At 60.5% G+C, this 15756-nt stretch carries 18 protein-coding genes; 12 read left to right on the plus strand and 6 right to left on the minus strand.

Going from position 1 to position 15756, the window contains the following annotated elements; genetic code table 11:
• Positions 1 to 166: 166 nt before the first annotated feature.
• Both FOI68_RS12885 and FOI68_RS12890 read right to left on the minus strand, forming a co-directional pair.
• Positions 167 to 832 (minus strand): MBL fold metallo-hydrolase, encoded by a 666-nt coding sequence (locus FOI68_RS12885; protein ID WP_143863420.1) that lies wholly within the window; start codon positions 830 to 832, stop codon positions 167 to 169.
• A complete protein-coding gene (locus tag FOI68_RS12890) occupies positions 833 to 1471 on the minus strand; it encodes a TetR/AcrR family transcriptional regulator (protein ID WP_143863421.1) in 639 nt (212 codons plus the stop codon).
• A gap of 257 nt (positions 1472 to 1728) precedes the next feature.
• Between FOI68_RS12890 and FOI68_RS12895 the strand changes: the two genes are divergently transcribed.
• The 6 genes from FOI68_RS12895 to FOI68_RS12920 all read left to right on the plus strand — a co-directional run bounded on the left by FOI68_RS12895 (position 1729) and on the right by FOI68_RS12920 (position 7419).
• Positions 1729 to 3117, plus strand: coding sequence for an L-cystine transporter (locus FOI68_RS12895; protein ID WP_143863422.1), 1389 nt, complete (start codon positions 1729 to 1731; stop codon positions 3115 to 3117).
• A 224-nt stretch (positions 3118 to 3341) separates the two neighbouring features.
• The gene (gene metA / locus FOI68_RS12900; protein WP_143863423.1) at positions 3342 to 4259 is read left to right on the plus strand and encodes a homoserine O-acetyltransferase MetA; all 918 of its coding nucleotides are present in this window, start codon (positions 3342 to 3344) and stop codon (positions 4257 to 4259) included.
• A 174-nt stretch (positions 4260 to 4433) separates the two neighbouring features.
• Positions 4434 to 5318 carry a LysR family transcriptional regulator gene (locus tag FOI68_RS12905; RefSeq protein ID WP_143863424.1) on the plus strand — a complete coding sequence of 295 codons (885 nt, stop codon included), beginning with the start codon at positions 4434 to 4436 and terminating at the stop codon, positions 5316 to 5318.
• A gap of 102 nt (positions 5319 to 5420) precedes the next feature.
• Positions 5421 to 5810, plus strand: coding sequence for a CidA/LrgA family protein (locus tag FOI68_RS12910; RefSeq protein ID WP_143863425.1), 390 nt, complete (start codon positions 5421 to 5423; stop codon positions 5808 to 5810).
• On the plus strand, positions 5788 to 6483 hold the full coding sequence (locus FOI68_RS12915) for an LrgB family protein (protein WP_044897074.1): 696 nt from the start codon (positions 5788 to 5790) through the stop codon (positions 6481 to 6483). The genes FOI68_RS12910 and FOI68_RS12915 overlap by 23 nt, the downstream gene beginning before the upstream one ends.
• A gap of 105 nt (positions 6484 to 6588) precedes the next feature.
• Positions 6589 to 7419: a protein-glutamine gamma-glutamyltransferase gene (locus FOI68_RS12920; protein ID WP_143863426.1), complete on the plus strand. Its 831-nt coding sequence runs from the start codon at positions 6589 to 6591 to the stop codon at positions 7417 to 7419.
• Positions 7420 to 7616: 197 nt separating this feature from the next.
• On the opposite strand, the gene solA is transcribed toward FOI68_RS12920, so the two are convergent.
• Entirely contained in the window at positions 7617 to 8747 is a 1131-nt protein-coding gene (gene solA / locus FOI68_RS12925; protein ID WP_143863427.1) for an N-methyl-L-tryptophan oxidase, read from the minus strand.
• A gap of 225 nt (positions 8748 to 8972) precedes the next feature.
• Positions 8973 to 9698, minus strand: a complete 726-nt coding sequence (locus FOI68_RS12930) for an ArsR/SmtB family transcription factor (RefSeq protein WP_143863428.1) — start codon at positions 9696 to 9698, stop codon at positions 8973 to 8975.
• Between the two features lie 107 nt (positions 9699 to 9805).
• On the opposite strand from FOI68_RS12930, the gene FOI68_RS12935 reads away from it, so the two are divergent.
• Positions 9806 to 10408: a flavin reductase family protein gene (locus FOI68_RS12935; RefSeq protein ID WP_143863429.1), complete on the plus strand. Its 603-nt coding sequence runs from the start codon at positions 9806 to 9808 to the stop codon at positions 10406 to 10408.
• Positions 10409 to 10533: 125 nt separating this feature from the next.
• Here the strand turns inward: FOI68_RS12935 and FOI68_RS12940 are convergent, their stop codons facing one another.
• Positions 10534 to 10977: an Hsp20/alpha crystallin family protein gene (locus FOI68_RS12940; protein WP_029100717.1), complete on the minus strand. Its 444-nt coding sequence runs from the start codon at positions 10975 to 10977 to the stop codon at positions 10534 to 10536.
• Between the two features lie 196 nt (positions 10978 to 11173).
• Here FOI68_RS12940 and FOI68_RS12945 point away from each other — a divergent pair, with 196 nt between their 5' ends.
• The 4 genes from FOI68_RS12945 (at position 11174) to motB (ending at position 14576) form a co-directional block, all read left to right on the plus strand.
• Positions 11174 to 11956, plus strand: a complete 783-nt coding sequence (locus FOI68_RS12945; RefSeq protein ID WP_185973943.1) for an IucA/IucC family C-terminal-domain containing protein — start codon at positions 11174 to 11176, stop codon at positions 11954 to 11956.
• 159 nt (positions 11957 to 12115) lie between these two features.
• Positions 12116 to 12847: a ZIP family metal transporter gene (locus FOI68_RS12950; protein WP_044897080.1), complete on the plus strand. Its 732-nt coding sequence runs from the start codon at positions 12116 to 12118 to the stop codon at positions 12845 to 12847.
• 126 nt (positions 12848 to 12973) lie between these two features.
• Positions 12974 to 13777, plus strand: coding sequence for a flagellar motor stator protein MotA (gene motA / locus FOI68_RS12955; protein ID WP_035299045.1), 804 nt, complete (start codon positions 12974 to 12976; stop codon positions 13775 to 13777).
• A complete protein-coding gene (gene motB, locus FOI68_RS12960; protein WP_044897081.1) occupies positions 13770 to 14576 on the plus strand; it encodes a flagellar motor protein MotB in 807 nt (268 codons plus the stop codon). The genes motA and motB overlap by 8 nt, the downstream gene beginning before the upstream one ends.
• Before the next feature lie 36 nt (positions 14577 to 14612).
• Here the strand turns inward: motB and FOI68_RS12965 are convergent, their stop codons facing one another.
• Positions 14613 to 15020 (minus strand): winged helix-turn-helix transcriptional regulator, encoded by a 408-nt coding sequence (locus FOI68_RS12965; protein WP_143863431.1) that lies wholly within the window; start codon positions 15018 to 15020, stop codon positions 14613 to 14615.
• A gap of 142 nt (positions 15021 to 15162) precedes the next feature.
• Here FOI68_RS12965 and FOI68_RS12970 point away from each other — a divergent pair, with 142 nt between their 5' ends.
• Positions 15163 to 15720 carry a DJ-1/PfpI family protein gene (locus FOI68_RS12970; protein ID WP_029100711.1) on the plus strand — a complete coding sequence of 186 codons (558 nt, stop codon included), beginning with the start codon at positions 15163 to 15165 and terminating at the stop codon, positions 15718 to 15720.
• Positions 15721 to 15756 lie beyond the last annotated feature (36 nt).

Genomic DNA, 15756 nt, shown 5'->3' on the forward strand with positions numbered 1-15756 from the left:
AGCGATGCGGCTTTGGCGATCCCCCGCAAATCGGTGCGGAGCGGGCAGTCTCTGCTTCCCGGCTGGGCGAGCACGGAGCGGATGCCGGAAATGTGCTTCTCCCCCCAGCAGTCACTTTGTCTACACACTGAGGAGGGGGGATGCCCCTCCTTTTTCTTACGCGGCTTTACCCGTACATGCGCATATACTCCGCCACCTGCTCCCCGGCCGCAAACACCGGTCCGCTGTGACAAACCTCCAGCCGCCTGGGCATCAGTTCCTGCACAATGGCGCTGCTTTTCACCGCTTCCGCCATGTCCGCCGTGAACATCGGCATCGGTCGGCGGAGCTGCCCGTTTTTGGAGGTGAACAGATCGCCGGCGAGCAGCACGCGGTCCTGCTCGTGATAGTAGACGACATGACCGGGAGAGTGGCCGGGGGTCAGATAGGGCTTCAGGCCGGCGATTGGTTCGAGCTGGCCGTCCGGGCTTTCGGCGAGCGGAGCCGCCAGTCCTTTGGCAACGATGCGCTCCGGTTTCTTGCGGCGGGGATACGGAAGCGCCCCTTCCATGTAGGGAATCTCGATGCGGTGTGCGTATACGGGAACCGCGTATCTGTCCAGAATCCCCCTGATCGCCCCCACGTGGTCGGAATGGCCGTGCGTGAGCAGGATGCGCTGCAGCGGACCGGCGTTCAAACTGTCGATAAACCGCAAAATGCCGGTGGTCATGAAAGGAAGGCCGGCGTCGACCAGCGTGACTCCGTCGTCAGCGGTGACGACCCAGACGCGCACGGGGATCAGCAGCCACGACTTGAGGCTCCAAATGTGCTCGGAGACTTGTTCCGCCTTCATCTACGCACCACTTCCTTTTGTTGCGGTTTGGTGAAATCCGGCCAGCATGACTTCCCAGGCGAGGTCAAACGTGGGTTCCAGCCGCTCCAGCAGGTGGTCGAGCGGCTCGTCGGAATGAGTGTACGTCCCGATGATCCCGTGCAGGGTAAAGAAATAGATGCGGGTGTAGGCCAGCACCCGGTCGTCCGGCGTATCCGGCGGCAGACACGCCCGGATCGCCTGCCTGAGCAGGCCGAACAACCGGTTGCGAAGCTGCTGCACCTCCAGCGCCGGCGTCTCCTCGTCGACGCGGGACGCTTTCGCCATGAAAAAAATCGTGTACATGTTCCGGTTCGCGAGACAAAAGCGGACGAATGCCCGGGTAACCGCCTGCAGGCTGTCTGCGGGAGCGAGCGTCCGGTCGCGCAGGACTGCCTCCATCTGCCGGTGCAGGGATTGCAGCGGCTCCATGGAGAGATGGTGAAGCAGCGCCTCTTTGTCTTTGAAGTACAGGTAGATGGTCGTGTGGGAGCATCCGGCCGTCCTGGCGATCTCCCGCATGGTCACGGTGTCAAAACCGCGTTCGGCAAACAGCGTTCCGGCCGCTGCCAAAATCGCCCGTCGGGTTTCCTCGGAACGGATTTCCTGTCTGTTCGGCATGGGGATTCTCGCTCCTTTGTCGTGATCAGATCTGTTGTAACCATTGGTTAGTAACCGTTGGTTATACAATAACCGATGGAAACCTTTGCCGTCAATCCGGATTCTGCCCATTTCGGACGTTGGCGCGGGCGTTTGGTGATGCGGGTGCATCTGAGGTGCAAACCCCACTTGACCCATCGGTATTTGTGTCATATAAATGTATTGTTCCGCATCGGAACGGAATTCGGAATTCATGCTGGCCAATCGGGGGGAGAATCATGCTGACGTTGTTGTCCATCGTAAACATCGTGTTCATGCTGCTGTTGATGGCCGGATTGTACGCCATGCAGAAGAAGCATGTGTCGTTTTCCAAACGCGTCTTTGCCGCTCTGGGGGCAGGGATCGCATTCGGACTGATCCTGCAGGCTGTTTACGGAATCAAGTCGGACGTACTGCAGACGTCGATCGACTGGTTCAACATTGTGGGGAAAGGCTATGTCAAACTGCTGCAAATGATTGTCATGCCGCTGGTCTTTCTTTCCATTCTGGCTGCCTTTACCAAAATGAAGCTGTCCGCGAACATCGGGAGGATCAGCACGCTGATTCTCGGCATCCTGGTGGGCACGACCGCAGTGGCTGCGGCCATCGGGATTGGCTTCACATTCGCGTTCGATCTGGACGGCGTGCAGCTTCAGCAGGGAGAAGCGGAGACCGCGCGCATCGAGCAGGTGGAGCAGAAGCTGGGCGAGCTCCAAACGATGACGCTGCCGCAAAAAATCCTGGAGCTGCTGCCGGCCAATCCGTTCCTGGATCTCACGGGAGCACGCCCAACGTCGACGATCGCCGTCGTCATCTTTGCCGCGATCATCGGCCTGGCGTTTTTGGGAGTGAAGCGGAAGCATCCCGAACACGCCGAACAATTCGTCGGCATCGTCGACACGTTCTACACGGTCTTGATGAGGGTGGTGACGCTCATTTTGCGCCTGACGCCATACGGCGTGCTGGCCATCATGACACGGGTGGCCGCCACCAGCGACTACGAAGCCATCTGGAACCTGGGAAAATTTGTCGTGGCGTCGTATGCGGCCCTGCTCGTCATGTTTGCCGTTCATTTGCTCCTGCTGGCTCTTGCGGGATTGAATCCGGTCATCTATGTCAAGAAGGCGCTGCCCGTGCTGACGTTCGCCTTTACGTCCCGGACCAGCGCGGGCACGCTGCCGCTTAACGTCAAGACGCAGACGGACGAACTGGGCGTGCCGGAGGGAATTGCCAACTTCGCCGGGTCGTTCGGACTGTCCATCGGCCAAAACGGCTGCGCGGGGATTTATCCGGCGATGCTGGCCGTGATGGCGGCTCCGGCTGCTGGCGTCGACCCGCTGACGCCGTCGTTCATTCTGACGCTCATTCTCGTCGTTGCCCTCAGTTCGTTCGGAGTGGCGGGAGTGGGCGGCGGTGCGACATTTGCCGCTCTGATGGTGCTGTCGACGATGAATCTGCCGGTGGCGATCGTCGGTTTGCTGATCTCCGTCGAGCCGCTCATCGACATGGGCCGGACGGCTCTCAACGTAAGCGGCAGCATGACGGCGGGCCTGCTGACCAGCAAAGTGACGGGAGAGCTGGATTCCGGCATGTTCAACGGAACGAAACAGCAGCCGGCGGAGGCGTGACCCGTACACGCCGGTCTGCCGCAAAGAGAAAAGGGAGCCGCGTTTGGGCTCGAACATGGCATCCGCCCCTGACCCGCATGTGGTCAGGGGTTTTTTGCTGCGCAGATTGTCATCATTTTCTTTCCTTGATCCTATGCTGGAAGCAGGAAAGAAAAGTATACTTGTCGAATTTGTCGGATTATTGTCTGGCAGACATCACTGCGACGGACGGAAGGGGGAGAAGCATGCCAATCAAATTGCCTGACGAACTGCCGGCAACGGAGATATTGGCCAATGAAAACATTTTTGTGATGAAGGAGAGCAGGGCCTTTACGCAGGACATTCGGCCGCTGCGCATCGTCATCCTGAACCTGATGCCGGTCAAACAGACGACGGAAACGCAGTTGCTCCGCCTTTTGGGGAACACGCCGCTGCAGGTGGAGATCGTTCTGCTCCATCCCGGCAGCCACACCTCCAAGAACACTTCGGAAGAGCACCTGTCCACGTTTTACAAGACATTTGAAGAGATCAAGGACGAGAAGTTTGACGGCATGATCATTACCGGCGCGCCGGTCGAACAGCTTCCGTTTCACGAGGTCACCTACTGGAAGGAACTGCAGCAGATTCTCGACTGGAAGCTGACCAACGTCACCTCCACGCTGCACATCTGCTGGGGGGCGCAGGCGGGCCTGTACCATCATTTCGGCGTGCCCAAGCACCCGCTGCCCGAGAAGCTGTTCGGCGTCTTTGCGCACACGGTGAACAAGCCAAACGTCAAGCTGTTCCGGGGGTTTGACAGCGTGTTCCACATCCCCCACTCGCGCCATACGGAAAATCGGCGGGAGGACATCGAAAAGGTGGCGGAACTGGAGATTCTCTCCGAGTCGGAGGAGGCGGGCGTCTACATCGTGGCCACCAAAGACGGCCGGCAGATCTTCGTCACCGGCCACTCGGAATACGACCAGGGGACGCTGCGGGACGAGTACGAGCGGGACCGCAGCAGGGGCTTGGACATCGCCATCCCCAAACACTATTTCCCCAACGACGATCCGAGCCAGCCGCCGGTGGTAAACTGGCGTGCCCACGCCAACCTGCTGTTTTCCAACTGGCTCAACTACTACGTCTACCAGGAAACGCCGTACGACTGGAACGCCATCCGCTAGCGCCGGAGACGCCAACCATCCGAGCTGATCGGATGGTTTTTTTGCGCGTGGACAGGCGGCGGGGGTCCCCCCGGGAAGTGGGAGACGGACCCGGAGGCGGGAGGATTTCTGCGCGCGCGGACATGTGTGGTAATCTGGAAGGACAGACGAGCTGCGCGAGGAGGAGGCAGAGCCATGGACATCAGGCAGCTTCAGTATTTTGCCGAAGTGGTGAAGCAGCGGAGCTTTACGCGGGCGGCGGAGGTCCTGCACGTCTCCCAGCCGTCCATCAGCAAGATGATCAAAAGCCTGGAAGCGGAGCTCGGGGTGACGCTCCTGGATCGGAGCGACCGGAAGATGGAGCTGACCGACGCGGGCGAGCTGGTGTACGAGCATGCGACCAAGGTGCTTCAGTTGATGGAGAGCCTCACTGCCTCTGTCGCCGAGATGAGAAACCTGCAGCGGGGCAAAGTCAAAATCGGCATGATGCCGACGGTCGGGTCGTTTCTGCTGCCCCATGTGATTGCCCGGTTCAAGCAGGAATACCCCGGCATCGACATGGAGATGAGGGAGTACAGCGCCAAGCGGCTGGAGGTGCAGGTGGAGCAGGGACACATCGACGTCGGGCTGACGGTGCTCCCGGTCAACACGCAATCATTTGCCGCCGTTCCGCTCTCGGCGGAGGACCTGGTTGCCATCGTTCACCGGGAGCATTGGCTTTCCGGCAGGGAGTCGGTCAGTCTGGCGGAACTGAAGGCCGAGTCGTTTATCCTGTTCACCGAGGAGTACGCCCTGCACGATGTGGTGCGGCAGGCGTGCAGGCGCTCCGGGTTTGAGCCGCATGTCGCCTACATGAGTTCGCTCTGGGATTTCGTCGGGGAAATGGTCGCGACCCGGCTGGGCATCTCACTGGTTCCCCGTTCCGTAGCCAGGCGGCTCAACAACAGCCTCCTGAAAACCGTCCGCATCTCTTCGCCGCCGATCGACTGGCAGTACGCGCTGATCTACCGCAAGGACGGCTATTTGTCGCACGCGGCGCGGGCGTTTATCGCCTTTGTTCAACAGCACCTCACATCATAACCAACAGGCATCGATTCGATGACGATTATGTATTGTACGAATGGAATCGGGACCGCGTAGAATGAACGTAACCACTTGGCATGTCCGGAGGAGGCGGTCTCGATGAAAAAATGGCTGCAGGCGATCCCGCAACTGCTGCTTCTGCTCCTGTTTTCCTGGTTGGGAAAGGCGGTCGCGGCGCTTTTCCACCTGCACGTGCCCGGCTCCCTGATCGGGCTGCTGCTGCTGTTTCTCGCCCTGCAGGCGGGATGGGTGCGGCTCACGTGGGTGGAAGCGGGAGCGGCGCTGCTCTTTGGCGACATGATCCTGTTCTTCGTGCCGGCTATCGTCGGGATTGTGCAGTACCCGTGGCTGCTGGGCGCAAAGGGGCTGTTGGTGCTTGTCGTCGTGTTGAGCGGAACCGCGCTGGTGATGGCGGCCACCGGTGTCGTATCCGAGCGGCTGCACCGGATGGGGGAGGGGGAGCGGCATGATTCCGTGGAACGTGTGTAGCTTGCCGCTGACCGTCCTCTTCTACTGGATCAGCAAGCGGCTCAACCGGCGCAGGCCGGGCCTGCTGTTCTCTCCCGCCGTGCTGACCCCGGCGGCGGTGATCGCGGTGCTGGCCGTCACCGGTCTGCCCTACGAGGTATACAGTGAAGCCACCTCCTTTTTAAACGAGATGCTGGGCGTGGTGACGGTGGCGTTTGCCGTCCCTCTGTACCGGAACTGGACGATCCTCGCCGCCAACTGGCGGATCATTGTGTGCAGCTTGGCTGCCGGTTCGCTGGTGTCCATCATCGCCGGCGTCTCGACGGCGATGCTCGTGGGCCTGGGGGAAACGGCGGCAATCAGCGTAATCCCCCGTTCCATCACAATGCCGATCGCCGTCGGCTTGTCGCAGGCGATCGGCGGGGTGCCGTCGCTGACGGCCGTGTTTGGCATGCTGACCAGTTTTGCAGGCGTCTTTATGGCACCGGCAATCATCAAGCGCTGCGCTCTCCGCCGGCCCGTGTCGATCGGGCTGATGTACGGCATGGGGGCACATGTGCTGGGCATGGTCAAGGCGTTTGAGCGGGGCGATCTGGAGGGAAGCTCTTCCACGCTGGCCGTGATCGCCGGCGCGCTCATCACCGTGGTGTGGGCGTTTCTCCTGCTGCCGGTGATTCAGACGTGGCTGGCCTAGCGGGAATGCGCACCTCGACGCGGGATCCGAAGCGGAGATGGGGGTGATATTCCCCGCCTCGTCGCATAGACATTTACAAGGATCCGGTTAGGGAGAGGTGATAGCATGATTACAATCGCGGGTTCACCGGTCGATCCGTCCGATCTGCTGGGAGCGTGGTCGTTATCCGGGGGACAGCGGGATGTTGTGACGGCCATGGCGCGCAGTCGGGACGTGTACGCGTATCCCTCGGCCCAGGTGCTGCGGTTTGAACTGAAGCTGCGCGACCGGATGGTGAAATCGGCCGTGGCGCTTGCCCACAGCGGGCTGGCATTCGCCACTTTCGAACGGACGAGGTGCAACGAGGAGTTTTGGATCAAAACCGAGTACGGCGGGTGCCTTCTCCGGGAAAACGTGCCGCCGTCCGTCGCCATCGAGGATATTTTCCGCCGCGGCCGGGCATATGCGCTGGAGTGCGCCACGGCGATGGTGGTCGTGATCTATTACGCCGTGCTGCAGTCGATTCGGCGGTCCGACTTTGACCGGCTGTTTTCCGGAATGCTCCTGTACGATTGGCGGTACGACCAGGACCTGCGGTTGGCAACGGTACAGACGACGTCCTTCCTGCCGGGGGACATTGTGTATTTTGAAAACCCCGACTTCAATCCGAACACACCGGAGTGGCAGGGAGAAAACGCGGTGGTGCTGGGAGGGGGCGAGTACTACGGTCACGGCATCGGCATCGGTCCGGCCGAGATGATCATCCACCATCTCAACCGGCAGCGGAGACCGGGAGCCACCCGGTCCGCCTACCTGACTGATCGGGCGACGCGGCCCGGGTTTGCGTATTTGTCCCAGTTTGAGGGCAGTTCGTTCGCCCAGGCTTCACACGCGGAGCCGCTGCCGACATGGGAGCGGATCATCGCCCGGATCGGCTCGTCCGTCTGGGAGGCGTAGTGGAACGGGGGATTGCCAAAGTCGTATCGCTGCGCAGCCTATGTCAAGGTGGCGCTCTTTTTCCTGCACATCGCTGCTCCGCTCGGTAGGGCTCACAAGTCGATCTGCCAGGAAACAATGCTTCTCCTTCGATCCAATCGGTTTGTCTCAGTCTGGCAGCCTCGCCCCTGACAGGGCGAGGCTGTTTGCGCGATCGATTAGAAACGGGTCACCGCAAACAGAGACAGGTCGATTTCCGATTTCCCCCGGGTGATCAACTGGCTGGCCGCTTCTCCCACGGCGCTGGCGAATTTGAACCCGTGGCCGGAAAAACCGGCGGCGATGACGATATGGGGATATTCGGGATGACGATCGATGATGAAGTGTTCGTCGGGTGTATACGTGTACAGGCAGACCTTGCCCTGGCGGAGCGGCCCGGCGGCCTGGGGCATAAACCGTTCCAGGAACGACCGCGTATCCGCTTCGTCCGAGGAATAAAGGCCAAACGTCCGGTCCAGCAGGTCCGGGTCGGCCGGCTGCCCGCCGTCGTGCCGCCCCACCTTGACCCCCGCGCCGTCCAGGCTGGGAAAGCCGTAAAACATCGAATCGGCCAGTGTGAAAAGAAAGGCAGGAAAGCGATCGGCGCTGTAGAGCTGCTCGTCCGCGGCAAACCAGGAGACGGTTTTGCGGGTGGGGGTGAGCGGCAGGGAGAGGCCGAGCGATGCCAGCAGCCCGGCGTTCCAGGCGCCGGCGCTGATCAGCAGCGTACTCCCGCTGTAGGTGTCTGTCTGCGTTTGCACGATGGCACCGTCCCGCTCCGCCCGAATGCCGGTCACCCGCTCGCCGGTGCGCAGCTCCGCGCCGCAGACCAGCGCCCGGCTGCGGTAGGCGCGGATGCACTCTTCGCTGTAGAGAACGCCCGATGTCGGTTCAAAACAGCCGATAAACTCCGCGGGCAGACGGATGCCCGGCCAGCGCCGCCCGACTTCCGCCGCGTCCAGCACCTCCAGCGGCAGCGAGTATTGCGCCGCACTCTCCTGCACCTCCCGCAAGAACGGCGCGTCCGCCAGCCCCGCGCTGAGGACGCCTGTCTGCACGAACAGGCGCTTTCCTGTTTCTTCGGCCAGCTCGCTCCACAGCTCTTTGGCCCTGAGCGCCAGCGGCACGTACAGCCTGCCTTCTCCGTACGCGTACCGGATGATCCGGGTATCCCCGTGATGGCTCCCCCATTGGTGAGGCGGATCGCCGGAATCCAGAAGCAGCGTTTTGACCCCCTGCCGGGCCAGGTAATACCCCGCGGCCATGCCCATTGAACCGGCTCCGATGACAATCGCGTCGTAGTGTCGCACGATGGGTTCCTCCTTTTCCGTTACCCTGTTCCGTTGTTCCTTGTCTCTCTTGCGTTTGTTCCATTATCCTACAGAAGCGCGCGCAGGTCGAGCTCCCTTTTCGCCCCCCGAATACCTGGTTTACCCGTGGGGAGAGGCGGGGGTAAAAAAGCAGATCGATACTGATATCGACAAAATCGGGGGACAGGTTCAAGGCACAGCATGGAGCGGCAAACGGGCGGAACGCTACGATTCCCGCCCGTTTTCGTCTGTGTCGGGGGAAACGCCAAAGGCGTCGTGCAATCCCGTTCGTCCCGCTTCGGTCAGGATGACGGCGCGGGAGGAAGGATGCCGTCTCAGCCAGCCCAGTTCGAACAGGCGGGCGGTCAAGGCGGCGCCGAGCGCCCCGGCGAGGTGGTGGCGCCGTTCCATCCAGTCCAGACAGGGGCGGGCGAACGCGCGGCGGCTTCGTCTGAGGGCAGGGATGTCCAGCCCGAAGGCGGCCAGCGCCTCCTCGCCAGCGGGGGTCAACTCCCACTTCCCCGCTGCGGAGGGAGCGTCGAGTCGCGTCAGCCAGCCGCGGTGGGTCAACTGCTCGGCAAGCCGGACGCCGACCCGGCCGGCCAGGTGGTCGTAGCAGGTGCGGGCAAAGCGCAGCGCCTTCCGCTCCTCCGACTCGCGCAGCGAACGGACCGGACCGGGCGGGGAGAGGATCAAGAGCCCCTCCAACGCCTGAGCCACTTCGGGACCGCGCAGCCGGTAGTAGCGGTGCCGTCCGTGCGTCTCCAGAGCGAGCAGGCCGCCCGCCACGAGCTTCCCCAGATGGGCGCTGGCCGTCTGCGGCGAAATGCGTGCCCGGCGGGCCAGTTCGCCGGCCGGCAGGGCGCGTCCGTCCATCAACTGGAGCAGCATGGCCGCGCGGGACGGGTCGCCGATCAGAGAAGCGGTCTGTGCAAAGCCGGTGTGGGTCATCGAAAGAACACCTCCGTGTGCAGGCATACTTCGATCGTAGTGGAAATAACTGTCGTTTACAATGGGGGCCGAAGACGATCTCGCAGTACAGGGAGGCCGAACCCACCATGATCCATCACGTCACCATCCAACCCAAGATTCTTTACTACGGAACGCCTGTCATCCTGCTGACCACGTTAAACGAAGACGGCAGCACCAACATCAGCCCGATCTCCTCCTCGTGGGCGCTGGGCCGTTACGTGGTGCTGGGCATCGGAGGCGGGTCGAAAGGATTGGACAATCTCAAGCGGCATCCGGAATGCGTGCTGAACATCCCCGAGGCGGCGATGTGGCGGCAGGTGGAAGCGCTCGCGCCGCTTACCGGGCGGGACCCGGTGCCGGACTACAAACAGGCGCTGGGCTTTCGCCACGAAAAGCGGAAGTTTGCCGCCGCAGGCCTGACCGCCCAGCCTGCCGAGACGGTGGCGCCGGAGCGGATTGCCGAATGCCCGCTGCAGTTGGAAGCGGCGGTTCGCCATATCCGCACCCCCGAGTACGACGGGTTCTTTGCCATCGTCGAGACGGAGGTGCTGCGCGTCCACGCCCGGGAGGACATCGTCCTGGGGCGGCACCATGTCAACCCGAACGCCTGGAATCCGCTGATCTACAACTTCCGCCACTATTTCGGGCTGAGTCCGGAACTGGGGAAAACGTACCGGTCGGAGACGTAAAGGGAGGAAGGGGCTCCGGACGTCACCCCCTCCGGTGAACCGTTCCCGGCCGCCGGTCCAGAGCGCCTGGCCCAAAAAACAACGCCTCCCTGTGCGGGGAGGCGTTGTTCCATGCTGCCGGGAATCTAGTGAAACTCCACGTCAATGCGCCGCTTCTCATCCGGATGCGCCTTGGGGATGCGCACTTCCAGGACGCCGTTTTTGTAGGTGGCTTTTACCCCTTCCGAAGAGACACGGGCAGGGAGCGTGACGGAGCGGGAAAAGCGGCCGGAGAACCGCTCCTGCCGGTGCATCCGGTCTTCCTTCACCTCGTTGACCTTGTTGATGCTGCCGGTTATGGTCAGGACGTTGTTCTCGATATCGATCTGCACGTCTTCCTTTTTTTCCAGACCGGGAATGTCACACGTCGCGACCACTTCCGTATCCGTCTCGTACACGTCGATGCGGGGAGTGGACAGGAACCCCTCCGTGCCGGCAAAGAGGCCGGGCAATCCGGTGGTAAAGAAGCGGTCCAGCTCCCGGCGCACGTTCTCCAGATGGCGAAATGGTTCATAGGGAATCAGTGACATAACAGCCCTCCTTTTCGTGGTTACATTGTTATTCTGGCGGTACATGGAAATCGTATGCATCGGTTGTGCCGATTTCGTCGCCGTGCCCTTGTGCCGGGAGGGAGGGCGTCTTATAATGGAAATCAGCACAAGGATGATAATGAAAATCATTGTAGTTGAACATACTGCAAGGAGAGAACACGAAAGGAAGTCGCCCATGTCCTCCGAATTGAACCTGTCCGTCTTGGAACAAACATACCGCCTCTCGATCGCAGGGGAAGTGACGGCGCCGCTGGTGTTTGCCGCAGACGGTCTCCTGCGGAAAGAGACCGTCAAGCCGTTTTTGCGCCAGGTGGGCGAGCAGATCGGTTCCCCCACGGCCGTGGTGACGGCGTCCATCTTCTTCAAACGCTTCCTGACCGTGATTTGCGGCGGCTTGTACGCCATGTCCGTCCATTCGGCCGGGCTCGATTTGTCGCTGGGCAACGTTCTCTTGACCGCTGAGAAAAACTGGGCCCTTCCCCGGTTTGTCCTGCGCGACGGGAGTGTCAGCACGCCCGGCGGCCCGGGGCGGGACGTCTGGCGGGAACAGGTGCTGCGCCGCTTTTTTGCCGAAACGGTTCAACCGCTGATTGCGACCCTGTCTGCGGTTACCGGCATACACGCGAACGTTTTGTGGGCGCATACCGCCTACATCGTGCACTACTATTACGAGGACTGGCAGCAGCGGGACGAGCTGTCTGCGCTTCGCGGGCAGCTTGCCGCCGATTTCCGTTTTCTTTGCCGCGAGGCCGGGCCGGACCTGTTCGGCCTGACAACAGGCAATCCGCTTGACACCAGCTTTACCGTCGTCTCCCATCCCAAGCAGCCGGACCGGCCGATCCGCATCCGCCGCCAATGCTGCTTCCAGTACCGCCTGGCGGGAGGCCGGTGCTGCTACACATGCCCGCTTCTGAACGAAGAAAAGCGGACGGAACAGATACTCGCTCTCGGACACTGACAGCGCCGTTTTGGACGGCGCTGTTTTTGCGTGCAGGCGGAAAAGAGGGGATCCGGGAGTCCGGCGCCCGGGATCGACGGACACCTACCTGTTTCCTTCCTGTCCGCTCTCCGTGGTATCATGTGGGTATCGTCGACACGAAGCGCTGGAGGAGTGGGAATGGAACAACTGGTCATCGGGAGTCTGCTGTCGGCGTTGGCCACGGGCGCAGGAGCCTTGCCGATTCTCTTTTTTAAAACGGTGACGCACCGCTGGCGGGATATCTTGCTTGCCTTTACAGCGGGCATCATGATGGCGGCAGCCACCTTCAGTCTCATTCCGCAGGCGCTGGCGGAAGAGCGGTTTGTCGTCGTCTGTCTCGGCGTGTTGACCGGAACGCTTGTGCTGACCGTGCTGGAAAGCGTCATTCCGCACATCGAACTGGAGCACACGCGGGTCAACATCTCGATGGATACGCAGGCGGTGTTGATTCTGTCGGCCATCACGCTGCACAACATACCGGAGGGGCTCTCCGTGGGGGTGAGCTACTCCGCCGAGCAGACCGGACTGGGCGGGCTGATCGCCTTTGCGATCGGAGTGCAAAACGCCCCGGAGGGCTTCCTCGTCGCCCTGTTTCTGATCAATCAGCGGGTAAGCCGCTTCAAGGCGTTCCTGCTCGCTACGCTGACCGGCTCGGTGGAGGTCGTCTCCGCCTTGGTCGGCTACCACCTGACGGCGGTTGTGGAGGGACTGGTCCCCTACGGCCTGTCGTTTGCCGCCGGCGCGATGCTGTTTATCGTTTACAAGGAACTGATTCCCGAGAGTCACGGCGACGGGCACGAGCGGTCGGCCACCTTTTCGTTTATTATCGGCCTCCTGGTCATGATCGGGCTGATTCAGTGGTTTGGCTGAGCGGTTTGGCTCCGTGGCGTCACAAAGAGTTTCGATTTTTCCTCAACTTCCTCTCACAACCCGGAGCGGAAATACCGAAACCATATATATAGAGATTTTTGATTACGGGAAGTAGGGAGTGTCACCATGGAAAAGTCGACCTTGATCGGTATTGTACTAGGCATCCTCGCAGTAGGTGTCGGGATGGTGCTGAAACACGCCAGCCTGACATCGTTGATCAATCCGGCAGCGTTTATGATCATTATCGTGGGTACGGCTGCCTCCGTGTTCAACGCGTTCCCCCTGTCGGAAATCAAACGGATTCCGGCGTTGTTTCGCGTACTGTTTACCGAACAAAAGCTGCCGTCCAAGCGGGAGCTGATCGACCAGTTCATGAACTGGGCCTCCATCGCCCGCCGCGAAGGCCTGCTGGCGCTGGAGAACACCTCCGATGAGATTGAAGATCCGTTCCTGCGAAACGGCATGAAGATGATCATCGACGGCGGCGAACCGGAGTTTGTCCGCGACGTGCTCAATGAAGAAATCCACTCGATCGAGGAGCGCCATCAAGCGGGCGCGCAAATTTTTTCCCAGGCGGGCAGCTACGCCCCGACGCTCGGGGTATTGGGGGCGGTGGTCGGCCTGATCGCCGCACTGGGCAACATGAGTGATGTCAATGCGCTGGGGCAGTCCATCGCGGCGGCGTTCGTCGCTACCCTGCTCGGGATTTTTACGGGGTACGTGCTGTGGCACCCGTTCTCCAACAAGCTGAAGCGCAAATCCAAGCAGGAAATCGAGATCAAGAAGATCATGGTGGAGGGGCTGCTCTCCATTCAGGCGGGCGTATCGCCGGCGGCCATCGAGCAAAAGCTCCTGGTCTACATCCCGACCCAGGAACGCGTGGGGGCGAAGGATGAGAAGAAGGAGGAGGAGGCCGTGGTAAATGGCTAGACGACAAAAACGTCAGGCTCACCACGAGGAGCACATGGACGAGACCTGGCTGATTCCGTATGCAGACCTGCTGACGCTTTTGCTCGCGCTGTTCATCGTCCTGTTTGCGTCCAGCAAGCTGGATGCGCAGAAATTTGACCAACTGGTCCGCTCCTTCAACGTCGCGCTGAACGGCGGGCTGAGCGTGCTGAACCAGCCGAGCCCGGTGCCGCTCGATCCGACCCTCGCCCAGCAGACCCTGCACAAGGGGCAGCAGGCGGAACGGGAAAAGACGGAAGAAGAGCGGAAGCTGGAAGAGGCCATTCGCAAGGAAACGGAAGACTTGAAAAAGCTGCAGCAGCAGATGGAAGGATACATCATCAGCAACAAGCTGGAAGACAAGCTCCAGACCAGGATGACGGAAGAAGGGCTCCTGATCACCATCCTGGACAACGCGCTGTTTGATTCGGGCAAGGCCGACCTCAAGCCGGAGGCGCGGAAGCTGGCGACGGAATTGGCGGCGATGCTGGTGCCCCACCCCAAAAAGGTGACGGTCACCGGACATACGGACAACGTCCCGATTCACCGTCCGGAGTTTCCCTCCAACTGGGACCTGAGCGTCAAACGGGCGGTCAACTTTTTGAAGGTCCTCTTGGAAAACAAGCAGCTCGACCCGGCCAAGTTCAGCGCGACCGGCATGGGCGAGTACCATCCGGTGGCCAGCAACGCGACGCCGGAAGGGCGGGCCAAAAACAGGCGGGTGGAAGTGGCTATTTTGCGCGACCTGGCGGCACCGCCGAAAAACAGCGTGCAGCCATAACCATAAGGAAAGGCAAAGGGATAGCGCGGCAAGCGGCTATCCCTTTTTTGACGGCTCTTCGGCTTCCGGTTCAGCGAGGCCCATCTCTTTTTGGATCGCGGCCATTCGTTTTTTCCCCCATTCGTACATCATCTGAATGATGGGCAGCAGGGTCATCCCCAGCTCCGTCAAGGAATACTCCACACGCGGAGGCACTTCCGGGTAGACTTCCCGATGAACGATGCCGTCCTCGATCAATTCTTTCAATTGGCTGGTCAGCATCTTGTGGGTAATTTTGGGGAACAGCCGCTGCAGCTCGCTGAAGCGGTGCGGCCCTTCCACCCCGAGATGCCACAGGATGACGATTTTCCACTTGCCGCTGATGATGGACAGCGTCAGTTCCTTCTCGCAGTTGAAATCTCCGTTTCGGATTTTTTCCCGAATTTCTTTTCGAATGTCAGACATGTCCTTCTCCTTGCTCGCTTGTATTTCGTCAAAAGTACCCTTTTCGTAACCATCGCACGAAAAAGTGCATGCTTCCAAAGGATGGCGTACATGACTATAATATTTTCTGTCACATAACCCATTGTAAAGGAGTGGCGCAAGAATGTCGAAAAAAGTGCTGATCCTGACCGGCGACGCCGTGGAAGCACTGGAAGTGTATTACCCGTATTATCGATGCCTGGAGGAAGGATTTGAGGTAACGATCGCTTCCCCTACGGATAAAAAGGTACTCCATACCGTCGTGCACGACTTTGAAGACTGGCAGACGTTTACGGAAAAACGGGGCTACCAGGTGGAAGCCCACGCTTCGTTTGAACAGATCAACCCCGAAGAATACGACGCGCTGATCATTCCGGGTGGGCGCGCTCCGGAACACATCCGGATGCACAAGGATTTTCCCCGCATCGCCCGCCATTTCTTCCAACAGGATAAGCCGATCATGATTCTGTGTCACGCCAGCGTGGCCTTGACGGTGATCGCTGACGAGATCAAGGGACGGAAGATGACCGCCTACATGGCGTGCCGTCCGGAGGTGGAGGCAGCGGGGGCGACCTACGTGGAAACCCGCTTCCATGTGGATCGCAACCTGATTTCCGGCCATGCCTGGAACGATCTGCCGCAGTTGATGAAGGAGTTCATCAAACAGGTACAAGCTTCCTGATTGACAGACAGGACGAACAAGAAGGGACAGCGTCAG

Origin of the sequence: Brevibacillus sp. LEMMJ03 (genome assembly GCF_007197875.1) — a bacterium.
GTDB lineage: Bacteria > Bacillota > Bacilli > Brevibacillales > Brevibacillaceae > Brevibacillus > Brevibacillus thermoruber.